Origin of the sequence: Streptomyces sp. PTY087I2, from assembly GCF_001687325.1 — a bacterium.
Classification (GTDB): Bacteria; Actinomycetota; Actinomycetes; order Streptomycetales; family Streptomycetaceae; genus Streptomyces.
Map to the genome: position 1 here is coordinate 229,377 of NZ_LZRD01000002.1, position 21,318 is coordinate 250,694.

Annotated in this window: 21 protein-coding genes; 11 read left to right on the forward strand and 10 right to left on the reverse strand. The window is 71.0% G+C overall.

Annotated elements, in window-relative coordinates; genetic code table 11:
• Window positions 1-96: 96 nt before the first annotated feature.
• Both A3Q37_RS02855 and A3Q37_RS02860 read left to right on the forward strand, forming a co-directional pair.
• Complete coding sequence (locus A3Q37_RS02855; RefSeq protein ID WP_065477073.1) at window positions 97-1,677, forward strand: cytochrome P450; 1,581 nt, start codon at window positions 97-99, stop codon at window positions 1,675-1,677.
• 115 nt (window positions 1,678-1,792) lie between these two features.
• A complete protein-coding gene (locus A3Q37_RS02860) occupies window positions 1,793-3,139 on the forward strand; it encodes a 6-phospho-beta-glucosidase (RefSeq protein ID WP_065477075.1) in 1,347 nt (448 codons plus the stop codon).
• A gap of 93 nt (window positions 3,140-3,232) precedes the next feature.
• Here A3Q37_RS02860 and A3Q37_RS02865 read toward each other — a convergent pair whose 3' ends face one another.
• Window positions 3,233-3,670: a hypothetical protein gene (locus A3Q37_RS02865; protein ID WP_065477078.1), complete on the reverse strand. Its 438-nt coding sequence runs from the start codon at window positions 3,668-3,670 to the stop codon at window positions 3,233-3,235.
• A complete protein-coding gene (locus tag A3Q37_RS02870) occupies window positions 3,664-4,140 on the reverse strand; it encodes an ATP-binding protein (RefSeq protein ID WP_065477080.1) in 477 nt (158 codons plus the stop codon). The genes A3Q37_RS02865 and A3Q37_RS02870 overlap by 7 nt, the downstream gene beginning before the upstream one ends.
• A 206-nt stretch (window positions 4,141-4,346) precedes the next feature.
• Here A3Q37_RS02870 and A3Q37_RS02875 point away from each other — a divergent pair, with 206 nt between their 5' ends.
• The 4 genes from A3Q37_RS02875 to A3Q37_RS02890 all read left to right on the forward strand — a co-directional run bounded on the left by A3Q37_RS02875 (window position 4,347) and on the right by A3Q37_RS02890 (window position 6,816).
• Window positions 4,347-5,207: a helix-turn-helix transcriptional regulator gene (locus A3Q37_RS02875; protein ID WP_010058137.1), complete on the forward strand. Its 861-nt coding sequence runs from the start codon at window positions 4,347-4,349 to the stop codon at window positions 5,205-5,207.
• On the forward strand, window positions 5,207-5,443 hold the full coding sequence (locus A3Q37_RS02880) for a DUF397 domain-containing protein (RefSeq protein WP_010058136.1): 237 nt from the start codon (window positions 5,207-5,209) through the stop codon (window positions 5,441-5,443). The genes A3Q37_RS02875 and A3Q37_RS02880 overlap by 1 nt, the downstream gene beginning before the upstream one ends.
• Window positions 5,444-5,489: 46 nt before the next feature.
• Window positions 5,490-6,299, forward strand: a complete 810-nt coding sequence (locus tag A3Q37_RS02885; protein WP_065477083.1) for an SAM-dependent methyltransferase — start codon at window positions 5,490-5,492, stop codon at window positions 6,297-6,299.
• 82 nt (window positions 6,300-6,381) lie between these two features.
• Entirely contained in the window at window positions 6,382-6,816 is a 435-nt protein-coding gene (locus A3Q37_RS02890) for a YchJ family protein (RefSeq protein ID WP_065477085.1), read from the forward strand.
• Window positions 6,817-6,862: 46 nt separating this feature from the next.
• Here the strand turns inward: A3Q37_RS02890 and A3Q37_RS02895 are convergent, their stop codons facing one another.
• From A3Q37_RS02895 to A3Q37_RS02925, 8 genes are all read right to left on the reverse strand, one after another.
• Complete coding sequence (locus A3Q37_RS02895; protein ID WP_065477090.1) at window positions 6,863-8,956, reverse strand: MDR family MFS transporter; 2,094 nt, start codon at window positions 8,954-8,956, stop codon at window positions 6,863-6,865.
• A 59-nt stretch (window positions 8,957-9,015) separates the two neighbouring features.
• The gene (locus A3Q37_RS02900) at window positions 9,016-9,858 is read right to left on the reverse strand and encodes a hypothetical protein (protein ID WP_065477092.1); all 843 of its coding nucleotides are present in this window, start codon (window positions 9,856-9,858) and stop codon (window positions 9,016-9,018) included.
• A 134-nt stretch (window positions 9,859-9,992) separates the two neighbouring features.
• The gene (locus A3Q37_RS37085) at window positions 9,993-10,169 is read right to left on the reverse strand and encodes a hypothetical protein (RefSeq protein ID WP_024264190.1); all 177 of its coding nucleotides are present in this window, start codon (window positions 10,167-10,169) and stop codon (window positions 9,993-9,995) included.
• Window positions 10,170-10,507: 338 nt separating this feature from the next.
• A complete protein-coding gene (locus A3Q37_RS02905) occupies window positions 10,508-11,038 on the reverse strand; it encodes an excalibur calcium-binding domain-containing protein (RefSeq protein WP_079137627.1) in 531 nt (176 codons plus the stop codon).
• A gap of 122 nt (window positions 11,039-11,160) precedes the next feature.
• Window positions 11,161-12,375: an acyl-CoA dehydrogenase family protein gene (locus tag A3Q37_RS02910; RefSeq protein ID WP_065477094.1), complete on the reverse strand. Its 1,215-nt coding sequence runs from the start codon at window positions 12,373-12,375 to the stop codon at window positions 11,161-11,163.
• Between the two features lie 4 nt (window positions 12,376-12,379).
• Window positions 12,380-12,853 (reverse strand): SCP2 sterol-binding domain-containing protein, encoded by a 474-nt coding sequence (locus A3Q37_RS02915; RefSeq protein WP_065477096.1) that lies wholly within the window; start codon window positions 12,851-12,853, stop codon window positions 12,380-12,382.
• A 72-nt stretch (window positions 12,854-12,925) separates the two neighbouring features.
• On the reverse strand, window positions 12,926-13,189 hold the full coding sequence (locus A3Q37_RS02920) for a hypothetical protein (RefSeq protein WP_030076261.1): 264 nt from the start codon (window positions 13,187-13,189) through the stop codon (window positions 12,926-12,928).
• A 201-nt stretch (window positions 13,190-13,390) separates the two neighbouring features.
• Window positions 13,391-14,605, reverse strand: a complete 1,215-nt coding sequence (locus A3Q37_RS02925; RefSeq protein ID WP_065477098.1) for a helix-turn-helix domain-containing protein — start codon at window positions 14,603-14,605, stop codon at window positions 13,391-13,393.
• Between the two features lie 808 nt (window positions 14,606-15,413).
• On the opposite strand from A3Q37_RS02925, the gene A3Q37_RS02930 reads away from it, so the two are divergent.
• The 5 genes from A3Q37_RS02930 (at window position 15,414) to A3Q37_RS02950 (ending at window position 21,317) form a co-directional block, all read left to right on the forward strand.
• On the forward strand, window positions 15,414-16,349 hold the full coding sequence (locus A3Q37_RS02930; RefSeq protein WP_065477100.1) for a hypothetical protein: 936 nt from the start codon (window positions 15,414-15,416) through the stop codon (window positions 16,347-16,349).
• Between the two features lie 227 nt (window positions 16,350-16,576).
• The gene (locus tag A3Q37_RS02935; RefSeq protein ID WP_065477101.1) at window positions 16,577-17,233 is read left to right on the forward strand and encodes a hypothetical protein; all 657 of its coding nucleotides are present in this window, start codon (window positions 16,577-16,579) and stop codon (window positions 17,231-17,233) included.
• Window positions 17,234-17,566: 333 nt separating this feature from the next.
• Window positions 17,567-19,084 (forward strand): DUF6801 domain-containing protein, encoded by a 1,518-nt coding sequence (locus tag A3Q37_RS02940; protein ID WP_065477103.1) that lies wholly within the window; start codon window positions 17,567-17,569, stop codon window positions 19,082-19,084.
• A 392-nt stretch (window positions 19,085-19,476) separates the two neighbouring features.
• On the forward strand, window positions 19,477-20,463 hold the full coding sequence (locus tag A3Q37_RS02945) for an ABC transporter ATP-binding protein (protein ID WP_065477105.1): 987 nt from the start codon (window positions 19,477-19,479) through the stop codon (window positions 20,461-20,463).
• Window positions 20,460-21,317: an ABC transporter permease gene (locus tag A3Q37_RS02950; protein WP_065477107.1), complete on the forward strand. Its 858-nt coding sequence runs from the start codon at window positions 20,460-20,462 to the stop codon at window positions 21,315-21,317. Before A3Q37_RS02945 ends, A3Q37_RS02950 begins: the two co-directional genes overlap by 4 nt.
• The last annotated feature ends 1 nt before the right edge of the window (window position 21,318 follow it).

Below are 21,318 nucleotides of genomic sequence, written 5' to 3' on the forward strand. Positions count from 1 at the left end.
TCCCCCGGCGTACGCCCCCGGCCCGGTCCGTGCCCGGAGCCCCGTCCCGCCCGTCCGCCCGCGCACCAGCCTTGGAATCCTGACCCTGGAGCCCCTGTGACAACCCCGTTCCACCACGAACCCGGCGCCGTGCCCCCTCCCCAGTGCCCGGCCCACAACCTCGACATCGGCCCCGGCGGACTGCGCCGGCTGTACGGCCCCGAGGCGGAGAACAACCCCGCGGGCCTCTACGACAAGCTCCGCGCCGAACACGGCACGGTCGCCCCCGTCCTGCTCCACGGCGACGTCCCCGCCTGGCTCGTCCTCGGCCACAGCGAGAACCTCCACCTCACCCGTACGCCGTCCCAGTTCTCCCGGGACTCGCGGCGCTGGCGGGCCCTCCAGGACGGCAGCGTCGCCCCCGACCACCCGCTCGCCCCGATCTTCACCTGGCAGCCCGTCTGCGTCTTCGCCGACGGCGCCAAGCACGAGCGCCAGCGCGGCGCGGTCACCGACAGCATGGAGCGCATCGACACCCGCGGCGTACGCCGCCACATCAACCGCTTCAGTAACCGCCTGGTCAACGACTTCTGCGAGAAGGGCACCGCCGACCTGGTCAGCCAGTTCGCGGAGCACCTGCCGATGATGGTGATGTGCGCGATCTTCGGCATGCCCGAGGAGTACGACGAGCGCCTCGTCCAGGCCGCCCGCGACATGACCCGCGGCACCGAGACCGCCGTGGCCAGCAACGCCCACATCGTGGGCGTGCTGACCCGCCTCGTCGAGCGCCGCCGCGCCGAACCGGCCCACGACTTCGCCAGCTGGCTGGTCGAGCACCCCGCGACGATGACCGACATCGAGGTCGTCGAACATCTGCGCCTCATCCTCATCGCCGCGTACGAGTCCACCGCCAACCTCATCGCCAACGTGCTGCGCATGGTCCTCACCGACCCGCGCTTCCGCGCCCGGCTCAGCGGCGGCCACATGACCGTCCCCGAGGCGGTCGAGCAGACCCTGTGGGACGAGCCGCCGTTCACCGCCGTCTTCGGCCGCTGGGCCGTCGGCGACACCGAGCTGGGCGGCCAGCAGATCAAGGCGGGCGACGCGCTCCTCGTCGGGATCGCCCCGGCCAACACCGACCCCACGGTCCGCCCCGACCTCACCGCCGACATGGGCGGCAACCGCGCCCACCTCGCCTTCAGCGGCGGCCCCCACGAGTGCCCGGGACAGGACATCGGCCGCGCCATCGCCGATGTCGGCGTCGACGCGCTCCTGATGCGCCTGCCGGACCTGGAGCTCGGTGTCGGCGAGAGCGAGCTGCGCTGGGTCGGCAACATCATGTCCCGCCACCTGGTGGAGCTGCCGGTGAAGTTCGCCCCCAGCCCCCAGCAGAAGCTGGACGCCGACCCGCTCTCCGTGATGGCCCGCACCCCCCGCCCGGCCGACGCCTGGGAGATCTCCTCCCCGGCCAGGACCGTCCCCGAGCCCCGGCACGAGACCGCGGGAGCCGAGCCCGCCCACGCCCCGGGAGCCGCACCCCGGCCCACCCCGGCCGCCGCACCCCCCGCGGCCCAGCCGGCCCCCGCCGCCACCCCCGCCCCGGAGACGGCCCCGGTCGCGACGATCCCGCGCCAGCGCCGCCCGGCCGCCCCCGCCCGGCTCTGGCAGGCGGTCACCCGCTGGTGGAACGGCTACTGACCCGCCGTCCCGTTTTCGGCCGCGGCGGCCCCGGATCACGCCCACGGGCCCGGGGCCGCCGCGTCGCGCGCGGCCCACACCGTACGGCCGCGCCCTGCCCGTACCATCGAGCAGCGTGAAGCTGACAATTCTTGGCGGTGGCGGATTCCGGGTGCCTCTCGTGTACGGGGCCCTCCTCGGCGATCACGCCGAGGGCCGCGTCTCCCGGGTCACGCTGTACGACACCGACGCCGACCGGCTCACCGCCGTCGCCCGCGTCCTCGCGGAACAGGGCCGGGACATCCCGGACGCGCCCGCTGTCGTCGCCACCACGGAGCTCGACGAGGCTTTGCGCGGCGCCGACTTCGTCTTCTCCGCCATCCGCGTCGGCGGACTCGCCGGCCGCGCCGCCGACGAACGGGTGGCGCTCGACGAAGGCGTGCTCGGCCAGGAGACCGTCGGCGCCGGAGGCATCGCGTACGGACTGCGCACCGTCCCCGTCGCCCTCGACCTCGCCCGGCGCATCGCCCGCCTCGCCCCGCAGGCCTGGGTCATCAACTTCACCAACCCGGCGGGCCTGGTCACCGAGGCCATGTCCCGGCACCTGGGCGACCGGGTCATCGGGATCTGCGACTCGCCGGTCGGGCTCGGGCGGCGTATCGCCCGCGTCCTGGGCGCCGACCCGGACCGGGCCTGGATCGACTACGCCGGGCTCAACCACCTCGGGTGGGTGCGCGGGCTGTACGTCGACGGGCGCGACGAACTGCCCCGGCTGCTCGCCGACCCGAAGCTGCTCGAATCCTTCGAGGAGGGCCGCCTCTTCGGCGCGGAACTCCTCGGGTCGCTGGGCGCGATCCCCAACGAATACCTGCACTACTACTACGTCAACCGCGAGGCCGTACGCGCCTACCGGGAGGCGGAGCAGACCCGGGGCGCGTTCCTCCGGGACCAGCAGGAGGGCTTCTACGCCCGCATGCGCGAACCCGGCACACCCGCATGGCAGACCTGGGACCGCACCCGCGCCGAACGCGAGGCGACGTACATGGCGGAGAACCGTGAGGTCGCCGGGGCGGGGGAGCGGGAGGAGAGCGATCTGGAGTCCGGCGGTTACGAGCAGGTCGCGCTCGCGCTGATGCGGGCCGTCGCCCGTAACGAACGTACCTCGCTGATCCTCAACGTCCGCAACCGCACCACCCTCTCGGTCCTGGACGCGGACGCCGTGGTCGAGGTGCCCTGCCTCGTCGACGCCAACGGGGCCCACCCGGTGACCGTCTCGCCGCTGCCGTACCACGCGGTGGGCCTCGTCACCGCGGTGAAGGCCGTGGAGCGGTCGGTGCTGGAGGCGGCGGAGAGCGGGTCCCGCGCCGCGGCCGTTCAGGCCTTCGCTCAGCACCCGCTGGTGGACTCGGTGACGGTGGCCCGGCGGCTGCTGGAGCGGTACACCGAGGTCCACCCGGGGCTCGCGTACCTCGGCCGGGCCTGACCGGGCCGCGAAGCACGACCGAACGACACGACCGAACGAGACGGGCCCGACCTGACCGGGCCCGGCTCGTTCGGTCGTGGGTTCCGGGCCAGGTCAGCCGGACGCCACGACACTCCGCGGGCCGGGGGCCGCCCAGCTCGGGGCCACCCCCGTCACCTGGCAGACCATCAGGAACAGCGGAATGGGCGGGGTGTACGGGGTGAGGGCGTCCGGTGCGTGGATCAACCGGGGACGGCTGCCGGGCACGGCCGCATCGCGTGCGTACGTCACCTGCTCGGGCCAGTCCAGATCCAGATCGGAGCCGGCCGGGACGATCCACCACCAGCGGTCCGCGTCGGCGAAGACGCAGCCGGTGCGCGGCAGATGGGACATGAGGCGGAAACCGTGCCGGGCGGGCACCCCGACCGCGTCGCACCCCAGGGTCGCCGACATCGACGCCGGCAGCGCCAGCCGCACCCGGCTGCCGCGAGCCTGTTCGGGCGTCCGGTCCCGGTGCGCCGCGCGCAGCCGGGCCAGCGCGTTCCTCAACACGCCCGCTCCGCGCCGGACAACTGCTCGGCCCCGTGCGGCAGCTCCGCCCAGACGATGCGCCCGGAGGCGTCCCCCGCGTCGTGCGACCCCCAGGCGCTGCTCATCGCGTCGACGAGGAGCAGACCGCGGCCGTGCTCGTCGTCGGAGGAGGGGCGCAGCCGCGGGCCGCAGGGCTGGTGCCCCTGGTCCTGCACGGCTATCCGCAGTCGTCTGCCGAACCGGCTCAGCTCGCAGACCACCCGGGTGCTCGCGGTGTGCACGACCGCGTTGGTCACCAGCTCGGAGACGATGAGGACCGCCGCGTCACAGGCGTCCCGGCCCAGCTGCCAGGCGTCCAGCCGGGCCCGCGTCAGCTCCCGCGCACCGGCCACCGACTCGGGGCGCGCCGGCAGCGCGAAGCAGTAACGGAGCGCCTCCGTCCCGGGGCTGAGGTCCGCGAGCCGGGGGATGAGCGCACTGCCAGGTGCCACGACCGATTCCTCACAGTGGGGGCTGCGTCACGCTTCGTTCCCCGAGTGCTCGGGGGCGGGCGTGACTGAGCGAACTGGTTCGGGAGTCAACTCTCCCCCTGACGATGACACTTGGCAAGGGGCACTCTGAAATTTCCAGAGTGACTGTGTCGTTGGGGGCGCACGCATGGCACACTGCTCGCAAACAGCGCATGGGGAGGTCTGAAGTGAGCGAACCGCGGTCCGCCCCGACCGTGGGCCAGGTCGTTCTCGGCAAGCGCCTACAGGATCTGCGCGAGCGTGTCGGCCTGACCCGTGACCAGGCGGCGAAGGTCCTCCGGGTCGCCCCCGCGACGATACGCAGGATGGAAACGGCCGAGGTCGGGCTGAAGATCCCCTACGTCCAGCTGCTGCTGAAGGCGTACGGCGTCGCCGACCAGGAGGCCGAGGCCTTCGTCGACCTGGCGGAGGAGGCGAACCGGCCGGGCTGGTGGCAGCGCTTCCACGATGTGCTGCCCGACTGGTTCAGCATGTACGTCAGCCTGGAAGGCGCCGCGAGCCTGCTGCGCATGTACGAGCCGCACTTCGTTCCCGGTCTGCTCCAGACCGAGGACTACGCGCGCTCCGTGATGCGGACCGGGGCGGTCGGCCAGACCCGGCCCGAGGACATCGAGCGCCATGTGGCGCTGCGGATGGAGCGGCAGTCCCTGCTGGCCAAGGAAGACGCCCCCCGCCTGTGGGTGATCATGGACGAGACCGTGCTGCGGCGGCCCGTCGAGAGCGCGCAGGTGATGCGCGGGCAGATCGACAAGCTGCTCGAAGCCACCGAGCTTCCGCATGTCACCTTGCAGATCGCGGAGTTCGCGTCCGGCCACCACCCGGGAACCTACGGACCCTTCGTCCTCTTCCGGTTCGCCGTGCCCGAACTCCCCGACATGGTCTACAGCGAGTACCTGACCGGCGCCGTCTACTTCGACGCCCGCCCCGAGGTGGCCTCCTACCTCGAAGTCATGGACCGCATGGCGGCTCAGGCCGCAACTGCACAACGCACGAAGGAAATCCTCCGGGACTTCCGCAAGGAGCTGTGATGAACCACATATACAACGGCATGCCGGCCGGTGACCTGGGCTCCGAAGGCTGGTACAAGCCGTGGAGCGGCGGGAACGGCGGAAACTGCATCGAGGCCATGAAGCTCGCCGACGGGCGGGTCGCCGTCCGCCAGTCCGCCGACCCCGACGGCCCGGCTCTCATCTACTCCAACGGCGAGATCGCCGCGTTCATCCAGGGCGCCAAGGCCGGCCAGGCCGACTTCCTGCTTACCTGAAAGTCCATCCCTCCTCACCCACGGACCTCTGACCACGGAGCGCGCCATGACCGGGCAAGAACCCCACTCCATCGAGATCGACACCAGCAAGCCGCATCCGGCCCGCATGTACGACTGGTTCCTCGGCGGCAAGGACAACTACCCGGTCGACGAACAGATGGCGCGCCAGCTGCTCACCCTGGACGCGCGGGGCCGTGACATGGCGCGGGTCAACCGGGCGTTCATGCACCGGGCGACCCGCTGGCTCGCCGAGCACGGTGTACGCCAGTTCCTGGACATCGGCACCGGCATACCCACCGAGCCGAACCTCCACCAGATCGCTCAGAGGTCCGCCCCCGACGCGCGCGTCGTCTACTGCGACAACGACCCCATCGTGCTGGCCCACGCGGCGGCCCTGCTCCGCTCGACGCCCGAAGGGGCCACCGAGTACATCCAGGCGGACGCCCGCAAACCGGAGATGATCCTGGCCGAGGCCGGCAAGGTGCTGGACTTCGGGCAGCCGATCGCCCTCTCCCTGCTGGCCCTGCTGCACTTCATCGACGACGAGGACGGCGCGTCCGCCCTGGTCGACAAGCTGGTCGAACAGCTTCCCTCCGGCAGCTACCTGGTGCTCTCGCACACCACCGGCGACTTCAACCCGGAGGGCGCGGCCCAGGCCCGGGCCATGTACAAGGCCCGCGGAATGACGCTGCGCCCCCGCAGCCACGCCGAGCTGACGGCGTTCTTCGACGGCCTCGAACTGGTCGAACCGGGCGTCTCCCTCTCGGCCGACTGGCACCCGGAACTCGGCGAGGTCATCGACGTACCCGGCGACGAACCGATCCCCGGCTACGCGGGCGTCGCGCGCAAGCCCTGACGTCCGCCCCCGTCACCGTCGGCCCGCGCACGCGGCGGGGCCTCGTACCCGGGTCCCGGCCACCACGCGTCACAATGGACGCATGTCACGACGCACCTCCCGGCCCCGGGGGACCGCCGCCCCGCGGATCACCTCCGCCTCCCCGTGCCCCTGCGGTCTGCCCGCCGTCTACGGGGAGTGCTGCGGGCGGTTCCACTCCTGCGGTGCCGCCGCGCCGACCTGCGAGGCGCTGATGCGTTCCCGGTACGCGGCCTTCGTCGTCCAGGACGCGGCGTACCTGTTGCGCACCTGGCACCCCGAGACCCGGCCGCCCGGCGTCGACTTCGACCCGGGGATGCGCTGGGTACGCCTGGAGATCCTGGACACCACCGAGGGCAGCGCCTTCCACTCCACCGGGACGGTCACCTTCCGCGCCCACTACACCGACGACGGGCGCCCCGACTCCCTCCACGAGAAGAGCCGCTTCGTCCGGCACGAGGGCGCCTGGGTCTACACGACCGGGGTCTTCGTCGACTGACCCCGGGGCGTGCACGTCAGGTTCGACTGGGCCCCGGGCGTACGCGTCAGACCGGGGACCCCACCCGCGACGATCCGCCGGAGCTTGCCGCGGGGGAGAGCTCCTGGGCCAGGTCCTCCGCCAGCAGGCGCTTGGCGATCACGTCCACGGTGGCCCTCAGCTGGCGGTCGTCGGGGCGTGCGCCGTCCTCGGCCAGGCGGTCGTTGAGCCAGCGGCCCCAGGCGTCGGAGATCACCGCGGCCTCCCGCCGGCCCGCCGCCGTGTGCGAGAAGATCCGGCCGTCGCCCGTCAGATAGCCCTCCTCGATCATCCGGTCGAAGACGGGCACCAGCACCTCCGGCGGGATCCGGTGCCGGGCCGCGATCAGCCCGAGGCCCGCGTGGCCGACCATCCTGGTGAACAGGTCCACCTGCATCACCGCCCAGGCCCCCGCCATGTCGAGCCGGGTGTCGGACTCGGCGGTGATCCGCCGGGCGGTCTGCGGACCCGCGCTGTGCAGGATCGTGGCCACGGAGTACTCCAGGACCTTCGCCGAGTCCCCGCTGCCCGGCTGGGCGAAGCCCTCGCCCATGTCCGTCGACCCGAGCCGCGCCGAGTCCCGCAGCTTCACCTCCTTGAGGAACAGCGCGATGACGAAGCCGATCAGGGCGACCGGCACCGTCCACAGGAACACCGTGTGCAGGGTCTCCGCGTAGGCCTGGGCCAGCGGCTCCGACTGGGCGGCGGGCAGCGCGTGCAGGGCCTGCGGGCTCTGCGAGGCACCGGCCAGGACCGCGGGATCGCCGCCCGCGGCGACCGCCCGCGCGACGCCGTCGGTGAGGTTCGGCTTCAGCGCGTTGGCGTAGATCGTGCCGAACACCGCCGTACCGAAGGCGCTGCCCAGCGTACGGAAGAACGTCACGCCCGAGGTGGCCGTGCCCAGGTCCTCGTAGTCGACGGTGTTCTGCACGGCGATGGTCAGCACCTGCATGGCCAGGCCGATGCCGAGCCCCAGCACCACCATGTAGAGGGACTCCAGCCAGACGCTGGTCCCCGGCCCCATCCGCGACAGCAGGAACAGCCCGGCCGCCATCACCAGCGTCCCCACAATCGGGAACACCCGGTAGCGGCCCGTCTTGCTCACCACGTTGCCGCTGAAGATCGAGGCGGCCAGCAGACCGGCGACCAGCGGCAGCGTCCGCACCCCGGAAAGCGTCGCCGAGTCCCCGTCCACGTACTGGAGATAGGTCGGCAGGAAGATCATCGAGCCGAGCATCGCGAAGCCCACGATGAAGCTGAGGATCGAGCAGACGGTGAACACCGGGTTCCGGAACAGCTGCATCGGCAGCATCGGTTCCTTCGCCCGGGTCTCCACCAGGCAGAACAGGGCCAGGGCGATCAGACCGCCGACGAAGAGGCCGATGATCACCGCCGAGCCCCAGGCGTACTCGTTGCCGCCCCAGCTCGTCGCCAGGATCAGCGCGCTCGCCCCGACGGTGACCAGCGCGATGCCCCGGTAGTCGATGACCGGCCGCCCCGCCGCCTTCACCGACGGGATGTTCCGGGCGGCGGCGATGACCACCACGATGGCGATCGGCACATTGACGTAGAACGCCCACCGCCACGTCAGATGGTCCGTGAACAGCCCGCCCAGCAGCGGCCCGATCACGGTGGAGATACCGAAGACCGCCCCGATCGCGCCCTGGTACTTGCCCCGTTCGCGCAGCGGGATCACGTCCGCGATCAGCGCCATCGACGTGACCATCAGCCCGCCCGCGCCGATGCCCTGCATACCGCGCCAGATGATCAGCAGCAGCATGTCCGAGGCGAGGCCGCACAGGAACGATCCCGTGATGAAGATGATCGCCGAGACCTGGAAGACCAGCTTCCGCCCGAACATGTCGCCGAACTTGCCGACCAGCACGGTGGCCACCGTCTCGGCCAGCAGATACGCGGTGACCACCCACGACATGTGCGAGGCGCCGCCCAGGTCCGAGACGATCGTCGGCAGGGCCGTGCCCACGATCGTCTGGTCCAGTGCCGCGAGCAGCATGCCGAGCACGATCGTCGCGAAGACGATGTTGCGCCGCCGCCGGTCGAGGACGGGCGGCGGCGCGGCGGCACTCTGCGCGGCGGGGGCTTGCTCGCTGGCAGTCGTCACCCCTGCACCCTCACACCACCCGTACGCCGCCGCACGCGGGGACGGGCCGAACGGAGGTGCTAGCGGGGCAGCGCGGCGATCGACGCCTTCAGCCGGGCCACGAACGCCTCCCGGACGTCCTCCCCGACCCGGTCGAGCGACAGATACGGGTTGAGGTCCTCCAACTCGACGAGCAGCAGATCGCCATCCGCCGTCCGGCAGGCGTCGACCCGCTGGATCCCGTGGTCGAGGGTGTTCCAGGCGATGAAGCGCCGGGCGAACTCCAGGTCCTCCGCGCTCGCCGCGTACGGCTCCAGCACCCACCGCCGCTCCGGATCGGGGGCGTACAGCGCGTACTGGAAGTCGTGGTCGACGAAGTAGAACGACACCTCGTGCCGGAAGTCGATCCGCGGCTGGACGAGGAGGGAGCCCTCGGCCGCCGCCTCCAGCTCGGCGCGGGCCTCCGTCGCCGTGACGAACCGCAGCCCGACCGAGTCCGCCCCGAGCTTCGGCTTCACCACGTACCGGGCGACGTCCGGCAGCCCGGCCAGATCCGCCGCCCGGTCCACGGTCGGGATGACCGGAAGCCCCGCCGCGGACATCTCGACCAGATACTCCTTGCCCGCCATGTCGCCGCGCCCGTGCAGCGGGTTGTAGACGGCCGTCCCCAGCTCCCGCGCCCGTACGAGGAAGGCGTCGTAGGCTTCCCGGTAGTGCAGCACCGGCCCGCTGTTACGGACCAGCACGGTGTCGAACCCCGCCAGCAGCGCGGCCGCGTCCCGGGGATGGCAGAGCGCGACGTCGAACGCCTCGCGCAGCCGGGAGGAGAGGTGGATGTCCTCGTCGCAGTAGCGGCGGCCGCGCGCCTCGTACGCGAGATCGGTGACGAGCAGAAGGGACGGGCGGCGTGCCGCGGCGGCCATGAGGTGCTCCCGGGGTGAGGACACGGACGGATGCTCACTATCGCCGACACCCGGCCCGGGTTTCCCGGAGGGGGTGGCCCGATGGCTCCCCCGGTACGCGGACCAGCGCCGCGCCCGCACCCGTCGCCGTACGCTCAGACCGCTTCCGTGGAACTGCCCCGTACGGCCGCCACCCACTCGACGAGAAGCCGCTCGTACTCCCGGCGGCCCTCCGGCGACACCACACCGCCGTCGGCGACCAGAGCGCGGATTTCCGCGTTCAGCTCAACCATCGGGCGGGCAGGCGTCGGCTGGGTCGAAGTGGAGGTCATGTGAAGAGGCTAGTGGCAAGGGACCGGTCCGGTGGCCGCTCGAACGTGTGGGGCCCGCCACGGTCAGCAGCCACCCCGGCCGCGAACCGGCGCCGGCGCGCTGCCCTCCCGCCCGGTGAACCTCTCCACACCGTCGCCACGTTCGGCCGCGACGGAGCGGTCGGAACCCACCGTTGCCGCACGTAGACGGCGTGTGGCGGGACACCGGGACCGACAGAGCCCGCCCCGACGGACCCGGCGGGAGGCCCGGTGCGCCCGGCCGTGAACACGACTCGCGGGCGCCCCGTTCGGCGACGTGGTACGCGTCCGAGGCGACGAGAATCACATGCGCGCGGACCCTATTCGCAGCCCACTCCGTCGCCGTCACGGTCCAAGTGCCGCCCGTACCCGGGCTGGCCGGACCGGATGGGTGCGGCCCCGGCGGCACGAACCGCATCGCAGTTCTTGTAGTACGCCGACGTCCCGCCGGAGCCTCCGTTGCTGCCGGTGGAGTCGTCCCGCGCGACGGGCTTCTTCGCGGGCTCCGGCTCCGGGGGAGCGGCGGTGACCGTGACCCGCACCTTCTTGACCTTCGTGACGGTCGGGGCCGGCTCCGGGGTCGCGGTCACCGTGACCTTCGCCGTCTCCGTGACGGTGACCGTGACCGTCGGACCGGGCTTCGTCTTCGCCGCGACCGTGCGGACTTCCTGCGGCTGTTCACCCGTGGCGCCGATCCCGACACCGAGCAGCAACAACACTCCGGCCGCCGGGAGCACGACACGCTTTCGCGCCCACCGCGGCCCACCCGACGAAGGCGGCTGCGGCGTGAAGTTGCCACCCTGGCCCCAGCCGGGCTGACGCGACGGGTGCTGCGAGCTGTTCCAGTCCATGGTCCCCCCCAAGGCGCTGTGTGGAGGGCCGACCGTAGCGACCCGACGGGGCACGACGGAGCAACTTGTTCCGGTGGTGATGAAGTTGTGACCAAAAAGCGGGGGAGAGGTGTGGAGTCCGCTCAGCGAATGTGCCGCCCCGAGATCGCCCGCGCGATGACCAGGCGCTGGATCTCGCTGGTCCCCTCGAAGATCGTGTAGATCTTGGCGTCGCGGTACATCCGCTCGACCGGATGCTCCCGGCTGTAGCCCGCGCCGCCGAGGATCTGGACCGCCTTCTCCGTTGCCGCGACCGCGAGTTCGCCGGCCCGCAGCTTCGACATGGAGCCCTGGCCCGCGTCGAAGGTGCGGTCATTGCGGGCCATCCAGGCGGCCTGCCAGATCAGCAGGCGTACGGCTTCGATCTCGGTACGGATGTCCGCCAGCGCGAAGGCGATCGACTGGTTCTCGATGATCGGCCTGCCGAACGCCTCGCGCTCACCGGCGTATTCGAGGGCGTACTCGTAGGCGGCCCGTGCGATGCCGAGTGCCTGCGCGGCCACCGTCGGGCGGCTGACCTCGAACGTCGCCATGGCCGCCTGGCCCTTGGCCGTGCCGCCCTCGCGGGCCCTGGCGAGGCGGGCGTCCAGCTTCTCCTTTCCGCCGAGCAGGCAGTGGCCGGGGACGCGGACGTCGTCGAGGAAGAGGTCCGCGGTGTGCGAGGCGCGCAGGCCGAGCTTCTTGACCGTACGGCCCGCCGTCAGGCCCTTCGTGCCGGGTGGCACGATGAACGCGGCCTGGCCCCGGGAGCCGAGCGACGGGTCGACCGAGGCGACCACGACATGGACCTCGGCGATGCCGCCGTTGGTGATCCACGCCTTCTGGCCGGAGATCACCCACTCGTCGGCCGCTTCGTCGTAACGCGCCCTCGTCGTCATCGCCGAGACGTCGGAACCCGCCCCTGGCTCGGAGACGCAGAACGCGGCGACCTTCGGGTCGTCCTCGTCGCCGAAGCACTGCGGCACCCACTCGGCGAGCTGGTCCGGAGTGCCGGAGGCGAAGATTCCGGCGACCGCGAGCGAGGTGCCGAACAGGGCCATGCCGATGCCCGCGTCGCCCCAGAACAGCTCCTCGTTGGCGATCTGGAGGGAGAGCCCCGTGGGGTCCCCGTACAGATCGGCGAGCGATTCGAAGCCGTACAGGCCGATCCGGGCGGCCTCCTGGATCACCGGCCAGGGGGTTTCCTCCCGGGCGTCCCACTCGGCGGCGGCCGGGCGGACCACCTGGGCGGCGAAGCCGTGCACCCAGTCGCGCAGGTCCTGCTGTTCCTCGGTCAGGGCCAGGGAGGAGAAGCTCATGCCCTCACGCCTTCGGGATGTCGAAGTAGCGGGTGAGGCCGGACGCCAGGCCGACGTCACCGGCGACCTTGAGCTTGCGCGTCATGAACATGGTGATCGGATTGCCGTTGCCGGAGACGAGCTTGAGGAACTCCGCGTCGGCCATCACCAGCGTGGTGCGGGGTTCGGCGTCGGAGCGGCCCGCGGTGACCCGGCAGGTGCCGTCGGCTATCGCGGTCTCGTAGATCACGTCGCTCTCGCCGGTGATCTTCCAGCGGATCAGTGCCGTGAGACCGCCGGCCGCCTCGGGCCGGAACTGCTGCTTCATCCGGCCGAAGACCTCACCGAGGATCCGGGTGCGCAGCTCGCCCCGCATGATCTCGGCGAGCTCCTTGGCGGACAGGCTCTTGACGATCCGTGCGAACTCCTCGGGGCCGACCGCGGCGAAGTCGAGCGCGGACAGGCCGTCGGTGAGGTTGCCGCTGCTGGTTCCGTCCACGTCAATTCCTTACTCCAGAGTAAACTTACTTGAGAGTAAGGTAGAGGGAGCGGTGCCGTCCCGCAAGGCCGGTCAGAAGGGCGAGCCGGGCAGCACGGCGAGGCGGGGGTGGTGCGCGGCGAGCACCTTGTTGGCCCGGGCCAGATCGGACAGGGCCTGTTCGCGGTCGGCCTGGTCCTCGACGCCCAGCCGGGGCCCGCGGAACCTGCGGACCTCGCGGGCCGCGCAGTCGGCGTCGAACTCCGCCTGGAGGATGTGCGGCGGAATGCACGAACCGATCAGCGCGGCGACCCGGTCCGGGATCGGCACGGGGACGAGGAGGTGCGAGGCGGTCATGGGGCTTTCCCTCTCGGATGGTTGGCCAGGAGGCGGTGCACGGGATCCGTCGCCTGTTGGGCGGCGGGCTCCCTCCTGTGTACGGGACGCGGTTCCGGGTTTCTCGTCGGATACGTCTCCGTGTCGCAACCGTTTGGGACTGACCGTCTATTTCGCCTTACGCGCCGGTAAGTTGACCCGTCGCGCCGAACGTGATCCGGATCAGGGGGATGTGCCGGTGGCACGGGAGCGCAGACGCAGCGCGCGCAGCACCGCCTCGGTGGCGAAGCGGCTCTCGGGATCGACGAGTTGGTCACCGAAGATGGTCTCCAGGCTGCGCATGCGGTAGCGCACGGTCTGCGGGTGGACGTCCAGCAGCGCGCCCATCTGCGCCGCGGTGCCCCGGGTGTCGAGCCAGATCCGCAGCGTCTCGACCAGCCGTTCGCGACGGGTCGCGCTGATCCCCGCGACGGCGGCCAGCTCGCGCCGGGCGAGCTGGTCCAGCAGCGCGGGATCGGACAGCAGCCACAGGGTGAGCAGGTGGTCCTCGCAGCGGATCAGCGGAGCGTCGTCGATCACGCCGGAGTCGACGAGCTCCAGCACCCGGCGGGCCCAGCGGATCGATTCGCAGGCCAGCGCCGTGGGGACGGTCAGCCCGATCGCCATGCGGCCGGAGGGGAGGGCCTGGGTGAGCATGGATCTTCGTACGTCGTCCAGTGCTCCGGGAACCAGCAGGTGCGGCTGTGGGGCGCTGAGGTCCAGGAGCAGGTCACGGTCCGCACCGAGCCGGTCCAGCTCCGCCGGGGCGCGCACGGCGATCAGCGTCACCTCCTCCGGCAGCGTCCACCCGGTCTGCTCGCACAGATCGGCGATGGCGCTGCCGGGGGCCGGGCGTCCGGCGAGGATCAGATGCAGCAGCCGGCGCCGCAGCGCCTCGTTGTGCTCGCCCGACTGGGACTGCGCCTCCAGGAACCCTTCCCGGGAAAGCGATTCCAGTTCGTCGACGTAGGCGAAGAGCGCGTCGGCGAAGCTCAGCATCAGGGTGGGGGAGAGGTGGTAGCTCTGCCCGACCTTCTTCGCCCGCCGCAGCGCCACCCGCGCACCCAGCCGGTAGGCCCCCTGGAGGGTGTCCATGCTCCGGCCCTCGTACGCCTCGAACCGCCCGAAGCGCCGGCACATGTCGTCCCGGAGCGTGGTCGGTGAGGAGGGCTCGGCCACCAGATCGACGAAAGAGGCGAGGCTCTGCTCCACGCCCACCCTGATGGCCTGCCCGTTCGGCCCGTCGAGCAGCCGGGCGTATTCCGGATAGGCCCGGGTGACCTCGACGCCGATTTCCTTGATGAGGCTCGGCAGTTCGGGCCGCATGATCGCCGCGAATTCCTGCGGGAGCGGCCCGAGCGGGTCTTCGGTATCCAACGGCTGTATGAGATGTGGCATGACAGATCCCCTTGCTCCCGGCGCCCGGTGGTGGGGTGAGGCGGTGGGGGAAAGCGCTCCCACGAACCGACAGGTGCGTACCAAGTCCGCGACGAAGATAGACCAAGGAACAGGCACTGCACACCACTTGGACAAGATCGAGGTGCAGGGGGCACGCATCCTGGCCACACTGTGCGACTTCCGTGCAGGTCGGGCGGCACTGCGCGCTTTCGGACAATGAATTTCGGCCGCCCGCTCAGGCGATGACAACAAAGCGGTTCCTCCGCCGTCGAGTTGTCGCCGGCCTGGTCCGGTCGGGGTCGGCCGGGCCGGGGACTGGTCGGCGGTACGGGTGGCTCACCACGGCGAACGCGGGTGAACGCCCGCTCCCCGACGGGGGTTTCAAGCCGTCTGGCCGAATTCCATGCAGTCCGCCGGAGGGCGGAAGCCGGACTTCCGTGTCTCCCGGCGCGTCGGCATCCCGTACGCACCGCGCGCGGGGTTCCGGCCGACGGTACGTAATTCACTGCCCCCGGGTGCGCATTCCTTGATAAGGGGACCGTGCCTCGATGCTCATCAACGGATCAAAAAGAGTGCAGTGCAAAGAATCTTAGCCGGACGGATTGTGTCGCCCTGTTTCCCGCGAGTAACATCACGCCTCGATCAATTCGGTCATGAAATCTGCCCGAAATTTGATGCTCCGATCCTCCGCCCCCGGGCCACCCGAGGCCCCACCACCTCCGACCGTCGTCGGGGTGCGGGCATGCGTTGCAGAACCGGTCAACTTCGTGCACGAGGCCGCGCCACGGCGGCCGACAGAGGGGACGACATGAGATCCGTTTCCAATCGAACCCGCGTAGGTCTGCTCGCGGCGTTCACGGCATTCAGCGCCCTGCTCTCCACCGGCTCGGCCACCGCCGCCACCCAGCTCAACGGCGACTGGGCGCCCTTCGACCGCTGTCCGGTCGACGCGCCCGCCATGCTGGCCGCCGACGGTGTGAACACCATCGCCGCCTGCATCGCGTCGAGTTCGGCCACCGGATCCATCACGCTGGGCAAGAGCGTGGTCTCCACCGGCCACACCGATCTCCAGCTCGGCGTCGTCCAGCGCGCCGACGGCACCGCCTCGCTGGTGGCCCCGCCCGAGGGGGCCCTGACGGCGGACCCGGCCGAGATACCCGGCGGACTGCTCGGGCTCATGTGCCCCAGCGGAATTCCCCTCGTATCGGCAATCTGCCGTCAGTTGACGGACAACAGTCTCAACCGGGTGACGGCCACCATCGAACCGGCCGGAGCGCCACGCGACTTCAATATGAGCGCGGCTTTCTCCACCGGTGAGCCCATTCTCACCATCCCGGTGCGCATTCACCTCAAGAATCCGTTCCTGGGTGACAAGTGCTACATCGGGACCACCGCCGCCCCGGTGCTCCTCAAGCCGCGGAACGTGACGGCACCGACCCTCTCGCTCCAGCGGTTCGGGGCCGACGGGACGCCGAACGACGACGAGGGCGAGATGGGGCGCTACACCTTCGACGGCGCCGACCAGGGCGACGCCACGTTCGCCGTACCGGGCGCAAGCGGTTGCGGAGCCGGGCTCCTGGACTGGGCGGTGAACCTCAAGACCGGCCTCCCGTCCGCCGCCGGGAAGAACAGCGTGACCCTCGACGCCACCTCCACGTACTTCGGCAGCCCCTACGACCCCGCCGGCCTCGCGCCGGACGAGGGCCGGAAACTGTCCGAATTCTGGCACTCCGCGAAGCGGTAGGCCGCCCCCTCCGACCCGTACGAGGAGGTGATGCGGCCGACCGTCCCCATGCCCCGGTCCGCGCACCGCAGCCCCCTGCTCGCGGACCCCGCCGCGTGCCGCACCGTCCGGCACCCGTGGACCCGCCGACCGTGCCGCACCGCCCGGCCCGGCGAACACAGCGCACGAAGCTCTCCAGTCACGTTCAGCACCCATCCCCAAACGGGACGAGAAAAGGGAGTACCCCCATGTTCAAGCGAACCGGTGTCCTGACCGCGATCGGCGCCGCCGCCGCATCCGTCGTGCTGGCCGCCCCGTCGGCCGTCGCCGCCCCGACCAGCTGGACGATCACCCCGACCGGCAACTTCAACGGCAGCGCCGGAGTGACCGTCCTGACCGACAACAACGGCAACAAGATCCAGTGCGCGACCTCCGCCGCCTCGGGCAACGCCCCGTCCTCCCCGGTCGCCGGCAGCCCGGCCAACCTCGCGGCCATCTCGGCGATCTCGTTCAACTCGCCGTGCACCGGGCCGTTCAGCTCCACCTGGACCGTCACCACCACGCCGACGTGGGAGATCTGGGGCCTGGACTACGCGGCGGGCGCCGGCACCAACTCCACGGGCCAGGTGACCGGTGAGATCAGGGCGATCACGGCGAAGGTGTCCGGGAGCAGCATCCTCGGCCCCTGCACCTTCGACGTCACCGGCAAGGTCGCCGGGAAGTACAACAACCCGTCCGCCGGCGGCAGCAACGGCACCCTGGACACCGCGGGCGGCGGGCTCACCCTGTCCATCGCCAACAAGGTCGGCGGCGGCTGCGGCATCGTCGGCACCACCGCCAGCTTCCAGGGCCTCTACACCATCGTGAACGCGGCATCGGGCCAGTCCCCGGTCATCAGCGGCTGATCCCGCGCCGATGACGTACCGCGTCTGAACGTCGTGCCCGGCCGTGCGCACCCGACGGCCGGGCACGATTTCGCGCACCCGCCGACAAGGGGCGCGGCACCGGATTGTCACCCGCTGCCAAAGTCCGTACGCCGGTGATCCGATCGGGAACCCGGCCCTTCCCAGGGCGTCGTCGGCGTGCGTACCGTACCCGTCGGCAGGGGCCCGTCCGAGGTCCGGAAGCCCCCGCGGCCCGCCCGCCCGGCCGCCGCCCGCAGAGCCGCCGCCGCACACCGGACCCGCTCCGCAGCCGCCCATCCTCTGGGCCCACGCGCGCCGGAAGGACACATCCGTATGACCGTCGATGCACGCGCCGCAGCGAGACGACCGATCCACTGGGCCGTGGGCGGGGCGCTCGTCGTCGCCACCGCACTCGTCCCCAGCGCCGAATCGGCCGCCGCGGAACAGAAGTCGGAGGTCGCCCTCCGCTACACCTGCCCCTTCCCCTCCGGGCCCGAGGAGGTGGACGTCGTCGTCTCGGCGGTGCTCCCCACCTCGGCGCGGACCGGCGAGGAGATCCGCCCCGGTCAGGTGGCGGTCGAGGTGACCCTGCCGCCGACGGCGCTCGCCCGGTTCGGCGACCTGGACGCCGCCACCCTGTCGGCCGTCGCGCGGCTCACCGTACGCAACAGCGTCGGCGACAAGTCCGCCGACGCCTCCTGGCAGGACCTGACCCCCCCGCCGACGGACCTGCCCGAACCAGGCGGTGGCGAGGGCGACGGCGATGGGCAGGGCGCACTGACCCTCACCGCGACCGGGGACGTGCCGACGGTCTCCTTCGGCAGTCCAGGACGCGCGACCCTGACCCCCGACGCACTCGCCCTCGCGCTGACCTCGCTCACGGAGGCCGGTGAGCCGACCACACCCCCGGGGCTCGACGTCGCCTGCGCCCCGGCCCCCGGCCAGGAACCCGAACTCGCCGCCATCGCCATCCGCGGCGACCAGGACCCCACGGCCCCCGCACCCCGGCCCGGCGAGAGCGACCCCGTACCCGAGCCGACCCCCACCCGCCCGGCCGAAGGGCTGCCGCCCAGCGCGCGGGAGAAGATCGACGCCCTCACCGAGAAGCGGCTCCAGGCCCTGGAGGACGACCCGGGCAGCTGCCCGATCGAGATCCCGCCCGAGTGGGTGATGACCACCGCCGAGACCTACGCGGCCGGCTACGCCAACGCCGCCAAGCTGGACGGAGCGGCCGCGCTGGGGCCCGCGTTCATGAAGGTGGTGCTCAACAAGCGCTACATCAACGACTCCTGTGCCTCCACCGTCGACGTCAGCTCGGAAGTCGACTTCGACTACGAGGGGAAGCGCCAACTCCCGCCGACGAAGGCCACGTTCCTCAGCTACGGGTTCATGCCGACCACCGCCACCATGACGCTGGAGCAGGTGGGACCCCCGGCCGCGATCCACACCCACACGGTCACCAACACGCCGACCTACCCGGAGGAGACCACGGTCACGGCCCAGCTCGTGATGCGGCTCTCCGACGTCGAGGTGAACGGCGTGCCCCTGGACGTGGGCCCCGACTGCCGCACCGAACGCCCCTTCGAGCAGGTGCTGAAGGGGTACGGCCAGAGCTATCCGCCGGCCGGCTATCTGGTGGCGTACGGCGGCACCCTGACCGGGTACGCCCATATCCCGCCGTTCAAGGGGTGCGGCGTGACCGAGGACCTCGACCCGATCTTCACCTCGGCCATCTCCAGCCCGGGGAAGAAGGCCGACAACTACACCAAGATGACCCAGGCGCCCCTGTGCGTGGCCACGAACCCGGAAGGGCCCGACTGCCCGCCGAGGAAGCCGAAACCGGAGCGGTGAGCGTCTGCGGCCCCCGGGGCGCGGGTTGCTGATTCCTCATCATCCGACAGGTTTGAAAACGGTATCACTCATCCGCAGACAATCCTCGGCGCCGAATGAATTCTCGCCGAGGAAGTTCTGTACCCAGTATTGCGAACTCAGGTTACCGGACCGTAGCGTCCCAGCAGTGCCGATCGAAAACGCCTGCGCACCAGCTCGTCGGGCCTGCTCGTTTCCCGGTTCGCTCCGCTGCGGTGCCGGGTCGCCCGGATCGGACGCCCAGGCGCCGGCGCAGATTCCGACAAGGCGGGGAACCGGTCTTGTCACCGCATGACAGACGAGCCGCCATCGCCTTTCTCAGAGCCGGAGCGCCAGCCGATGAAAACGTTCACCGCCACGTCGAGGGAGGGCCGATGGGAATCGAAGTAGTCGTCGAGGGCCTGACGAAATCCTTCGGGAAGCAGAACATCTGGCAGGACGTCAGCCTCACCCTGCCCGCCGGTGAAGTGAGCGTCATGCTCGGTCCTTCCGGCACCGGAAAGACCGTCTTCCTGAAATCCATCATCGGGCTTCTCAAGCCCGAACAGGGGCGCGTCCTCATCAACGGCGTCGACATGGTGAACAGCCCGGAACGCGACATCATGGAGACCCGGAAACTCTTCGGCCTCATGTTCCAGGACGGCGCCCTTTTCGGCTCGATGTCGCTGTTCGACAACATCGCCTTCCCGCTGCGCGAGCACACCCGCAAGAAGGAATCCGAGATCCGTCGCATCGTGATGGAACGCATCGACATCGTCGGCCTCCTCGGCGCCGAGGGAAAGCTGCCGGGCGAGATATCCGGCGGTATGCGCAAGCGGGCCGGCCTCGCCCGCGCCCTGGTCCTGGACCCCCAGATCATCCTGTGCGACGAGCCGGACTCCGGTCTCGACCCGGTCCGCACCGCCTACCTCTCGCAGCTCCTCATCGACCTCAACGCGCAGATCGACGCGACGATGCTCATCGTCACCCACAACCTCGACATCGCGGCGACCGTCCCCGACAACATGGGCATGCTGTTCTGCCGCAACCTCGTCACCTTCGGCCCGCGCGAGGTGCTGCTCACCAGCGACACCCCGGTCGTCTCCCAGTTCCTCGCCGGCCGCCGCGAAGGACCCATCGGCATGTCCGAGGAGAAGGACGCCGCCACCCTCGCCGCCGAACAGCTGGCCGACACCGTCCCGCTGCCCACCGGCCCCCGCACCGTCGTCCCCCAGCTGGAGCCCTCGCCCGGGATGCCCGTACGCCAGGGCGCGCTGCGCCGCCGCGAGCGGGTCATGTCGATGATGGGCCAGCTGCCGGAGGCCGCCCGTACGGCGATCCTCAACAGCTACGCCCCGGCCGCGGGAGGTGCGCGCGCGTGACCGCCCCGATGCCGGTGCGGCCGCCCGAGCCGCCCGGGAAACCTCCGCAGGTCGCCCCCGGGAAGACCCCCGAGCAGCGCCGCCCCTCCCGGCTGCTCGCGCCGCTCCGCGAGACCGGGAAGCTGTTCGCGCTCGCCGTCGCCGTGGCCCGGGCCATCTTCCGCAGGCCCTTCCAGGTACGGGAGTTCATCGAGCAGTTCTGGTTCGTCGCGAGCGTCACCATCCTGCCCGCCGCCCTCGTCTCCATCCCGTTCGGCGCGGTCATCGCCCTCCAGGTCGGCTCCCTCACCCAGCAGCTCGGCGCCCAGTCCTTCACCGGCGGCGCCAGCGTCCTCGCGGTGATCCAGCAGGCGAGCCCGCTCATCGTGGCGCTGCTGATCTCCGGCGCCGCCGGATCCGCGATCTGCGCCGACCTCGGCTCCCGCAAGATCCGCGAGGAACTCGACGCGATGGAGGTCATGGGCGTCTCACCCATCCAACGCCTCGTCGTCCCCCGGGTGTTGGCCACCATGCTCGTCGCCGTCCTGCTCAACGGGCTGATCTCGGTGGTCGGCACGCTCGGCGGCTACTTCTTCAACGTGATCATGCAGGACGGCACCCCGGGCGCGTACCTCGCGAGCTTCTCCGCCCTCGCCCAGCTGCCCGACCTCTACATCAGCGAGTTCAAGGCCCTCATCTTCGGCTTCATCGCGGGCATCGTCGCCGCCTACCGGGGCCTCAATCCGCGCGGCGGCCCCAAAGGGGTCGGTGACGCGGTCAACCAGTCCGTCGTCATCACCTTCATGCTCCTGTTCTTCGTGAACATGGTCCTCACGGCGATCTACCTCCAGATCGTCCCCGCGAAGGGGAGCTGAC

Excerpts from the sequence above, each read along its gene's own strand:
- A3Q37_RS02900 (WP_065477092.1), bottom strand. The coding sequence starts at position 9,858 with ATGGCCGCCGCGGCACGCCGCCCGTCCCTTCTGCTCGTCACCGATCTC.
- A3Q37_RS02940 (WP_065477103.1), top strand. The coding sequence starts at position 17,567 with ATGACCGTCGATGCACGCGCCGCAGCGAGACGACCGATCCACTGGGCC.
- A3Q37_RS02905 (WP_079137627.1), bottom strand. The coding sequence starts at position 11,038 with ATGGACTGGAACAGCTCGCAGCACCCGTCGCGTCAGCCCGGCTGGGGC.
- A3Q37_RS02930 (WP_065477100.1), top strand. The coding sequence starts at position 15,414 with ATGAGATCCGTTTCCAATCGAACCCGCGTAGGTCTGCTCGCGGCGTTC.
- A3Q37_RS02925 (WP_065477098.1), bottom strand. The coding sequence starts at position 14,605 with ATGCCACATCTCATACAGCCGTTGGATACCGAAGACCCGCTCGGGCCG.
- A3Q37_RS02910 (WP_065477094.1), bottom strand. The coding sequence starts at position 12,375 with ATGAGCTTCTCCTCCCTGGCCCTGACCGAGGAACAGCAGGACCTGCGC.
- A3Q37_RS02935 (WP_065477101.1), top strand. The coding sequence starts at position 16,577 with ATGTTCAAGCGAACCGGTGTCCTGACCGCGATCGGCGCCGCCGCCGCA.
- A3Q37_RS37085 (WP_024264190.1), bottom strand. The coding sequence starts at position 10,169 with ATGACCTCCACTTCGACCCAGCCGACGCCTGCCCGCCCGATGGTTGAG.
- A3Q37_RS02890 (WP_065477085.1), top strand. The coding sequence starts at position 6,382 with ATGTCACGACGCACCTCCCGGCCCCGGGGGACCGCCGCCCCGCGGATC.
- A3Q37_RS02945 (WP_065477105.1), top strand. The coding sequence starts at position 19,477 with ATGGGAATCGAAGTAGTCGTCGAGGGCCTGACGAAATCCTTCGGGAAG.
- A3Q37_RS02880 (WP_010058136.1), top strand. The coding sequence starts at position 5,207 with ATGAACCACATATACAACGGCATGCCGGCCGGTGACCTGGGCTCCGAA.
- A3Q37_RS02920 (WP_030076261.1), bottom strand. The coding sequence starts at position 13,189 with ATGACCGCCTCGCACCTCCTCGTCCCCGTGCCGATCCCGGACCGGGTC.
- A3Q37_RS02885 (WP_065477083.1), top strand. The coding sequence starts at position 5,490 with ATGACCGGGCAAGAACCCCACTCCATCGAGATCGACACCAGCAAGCCG.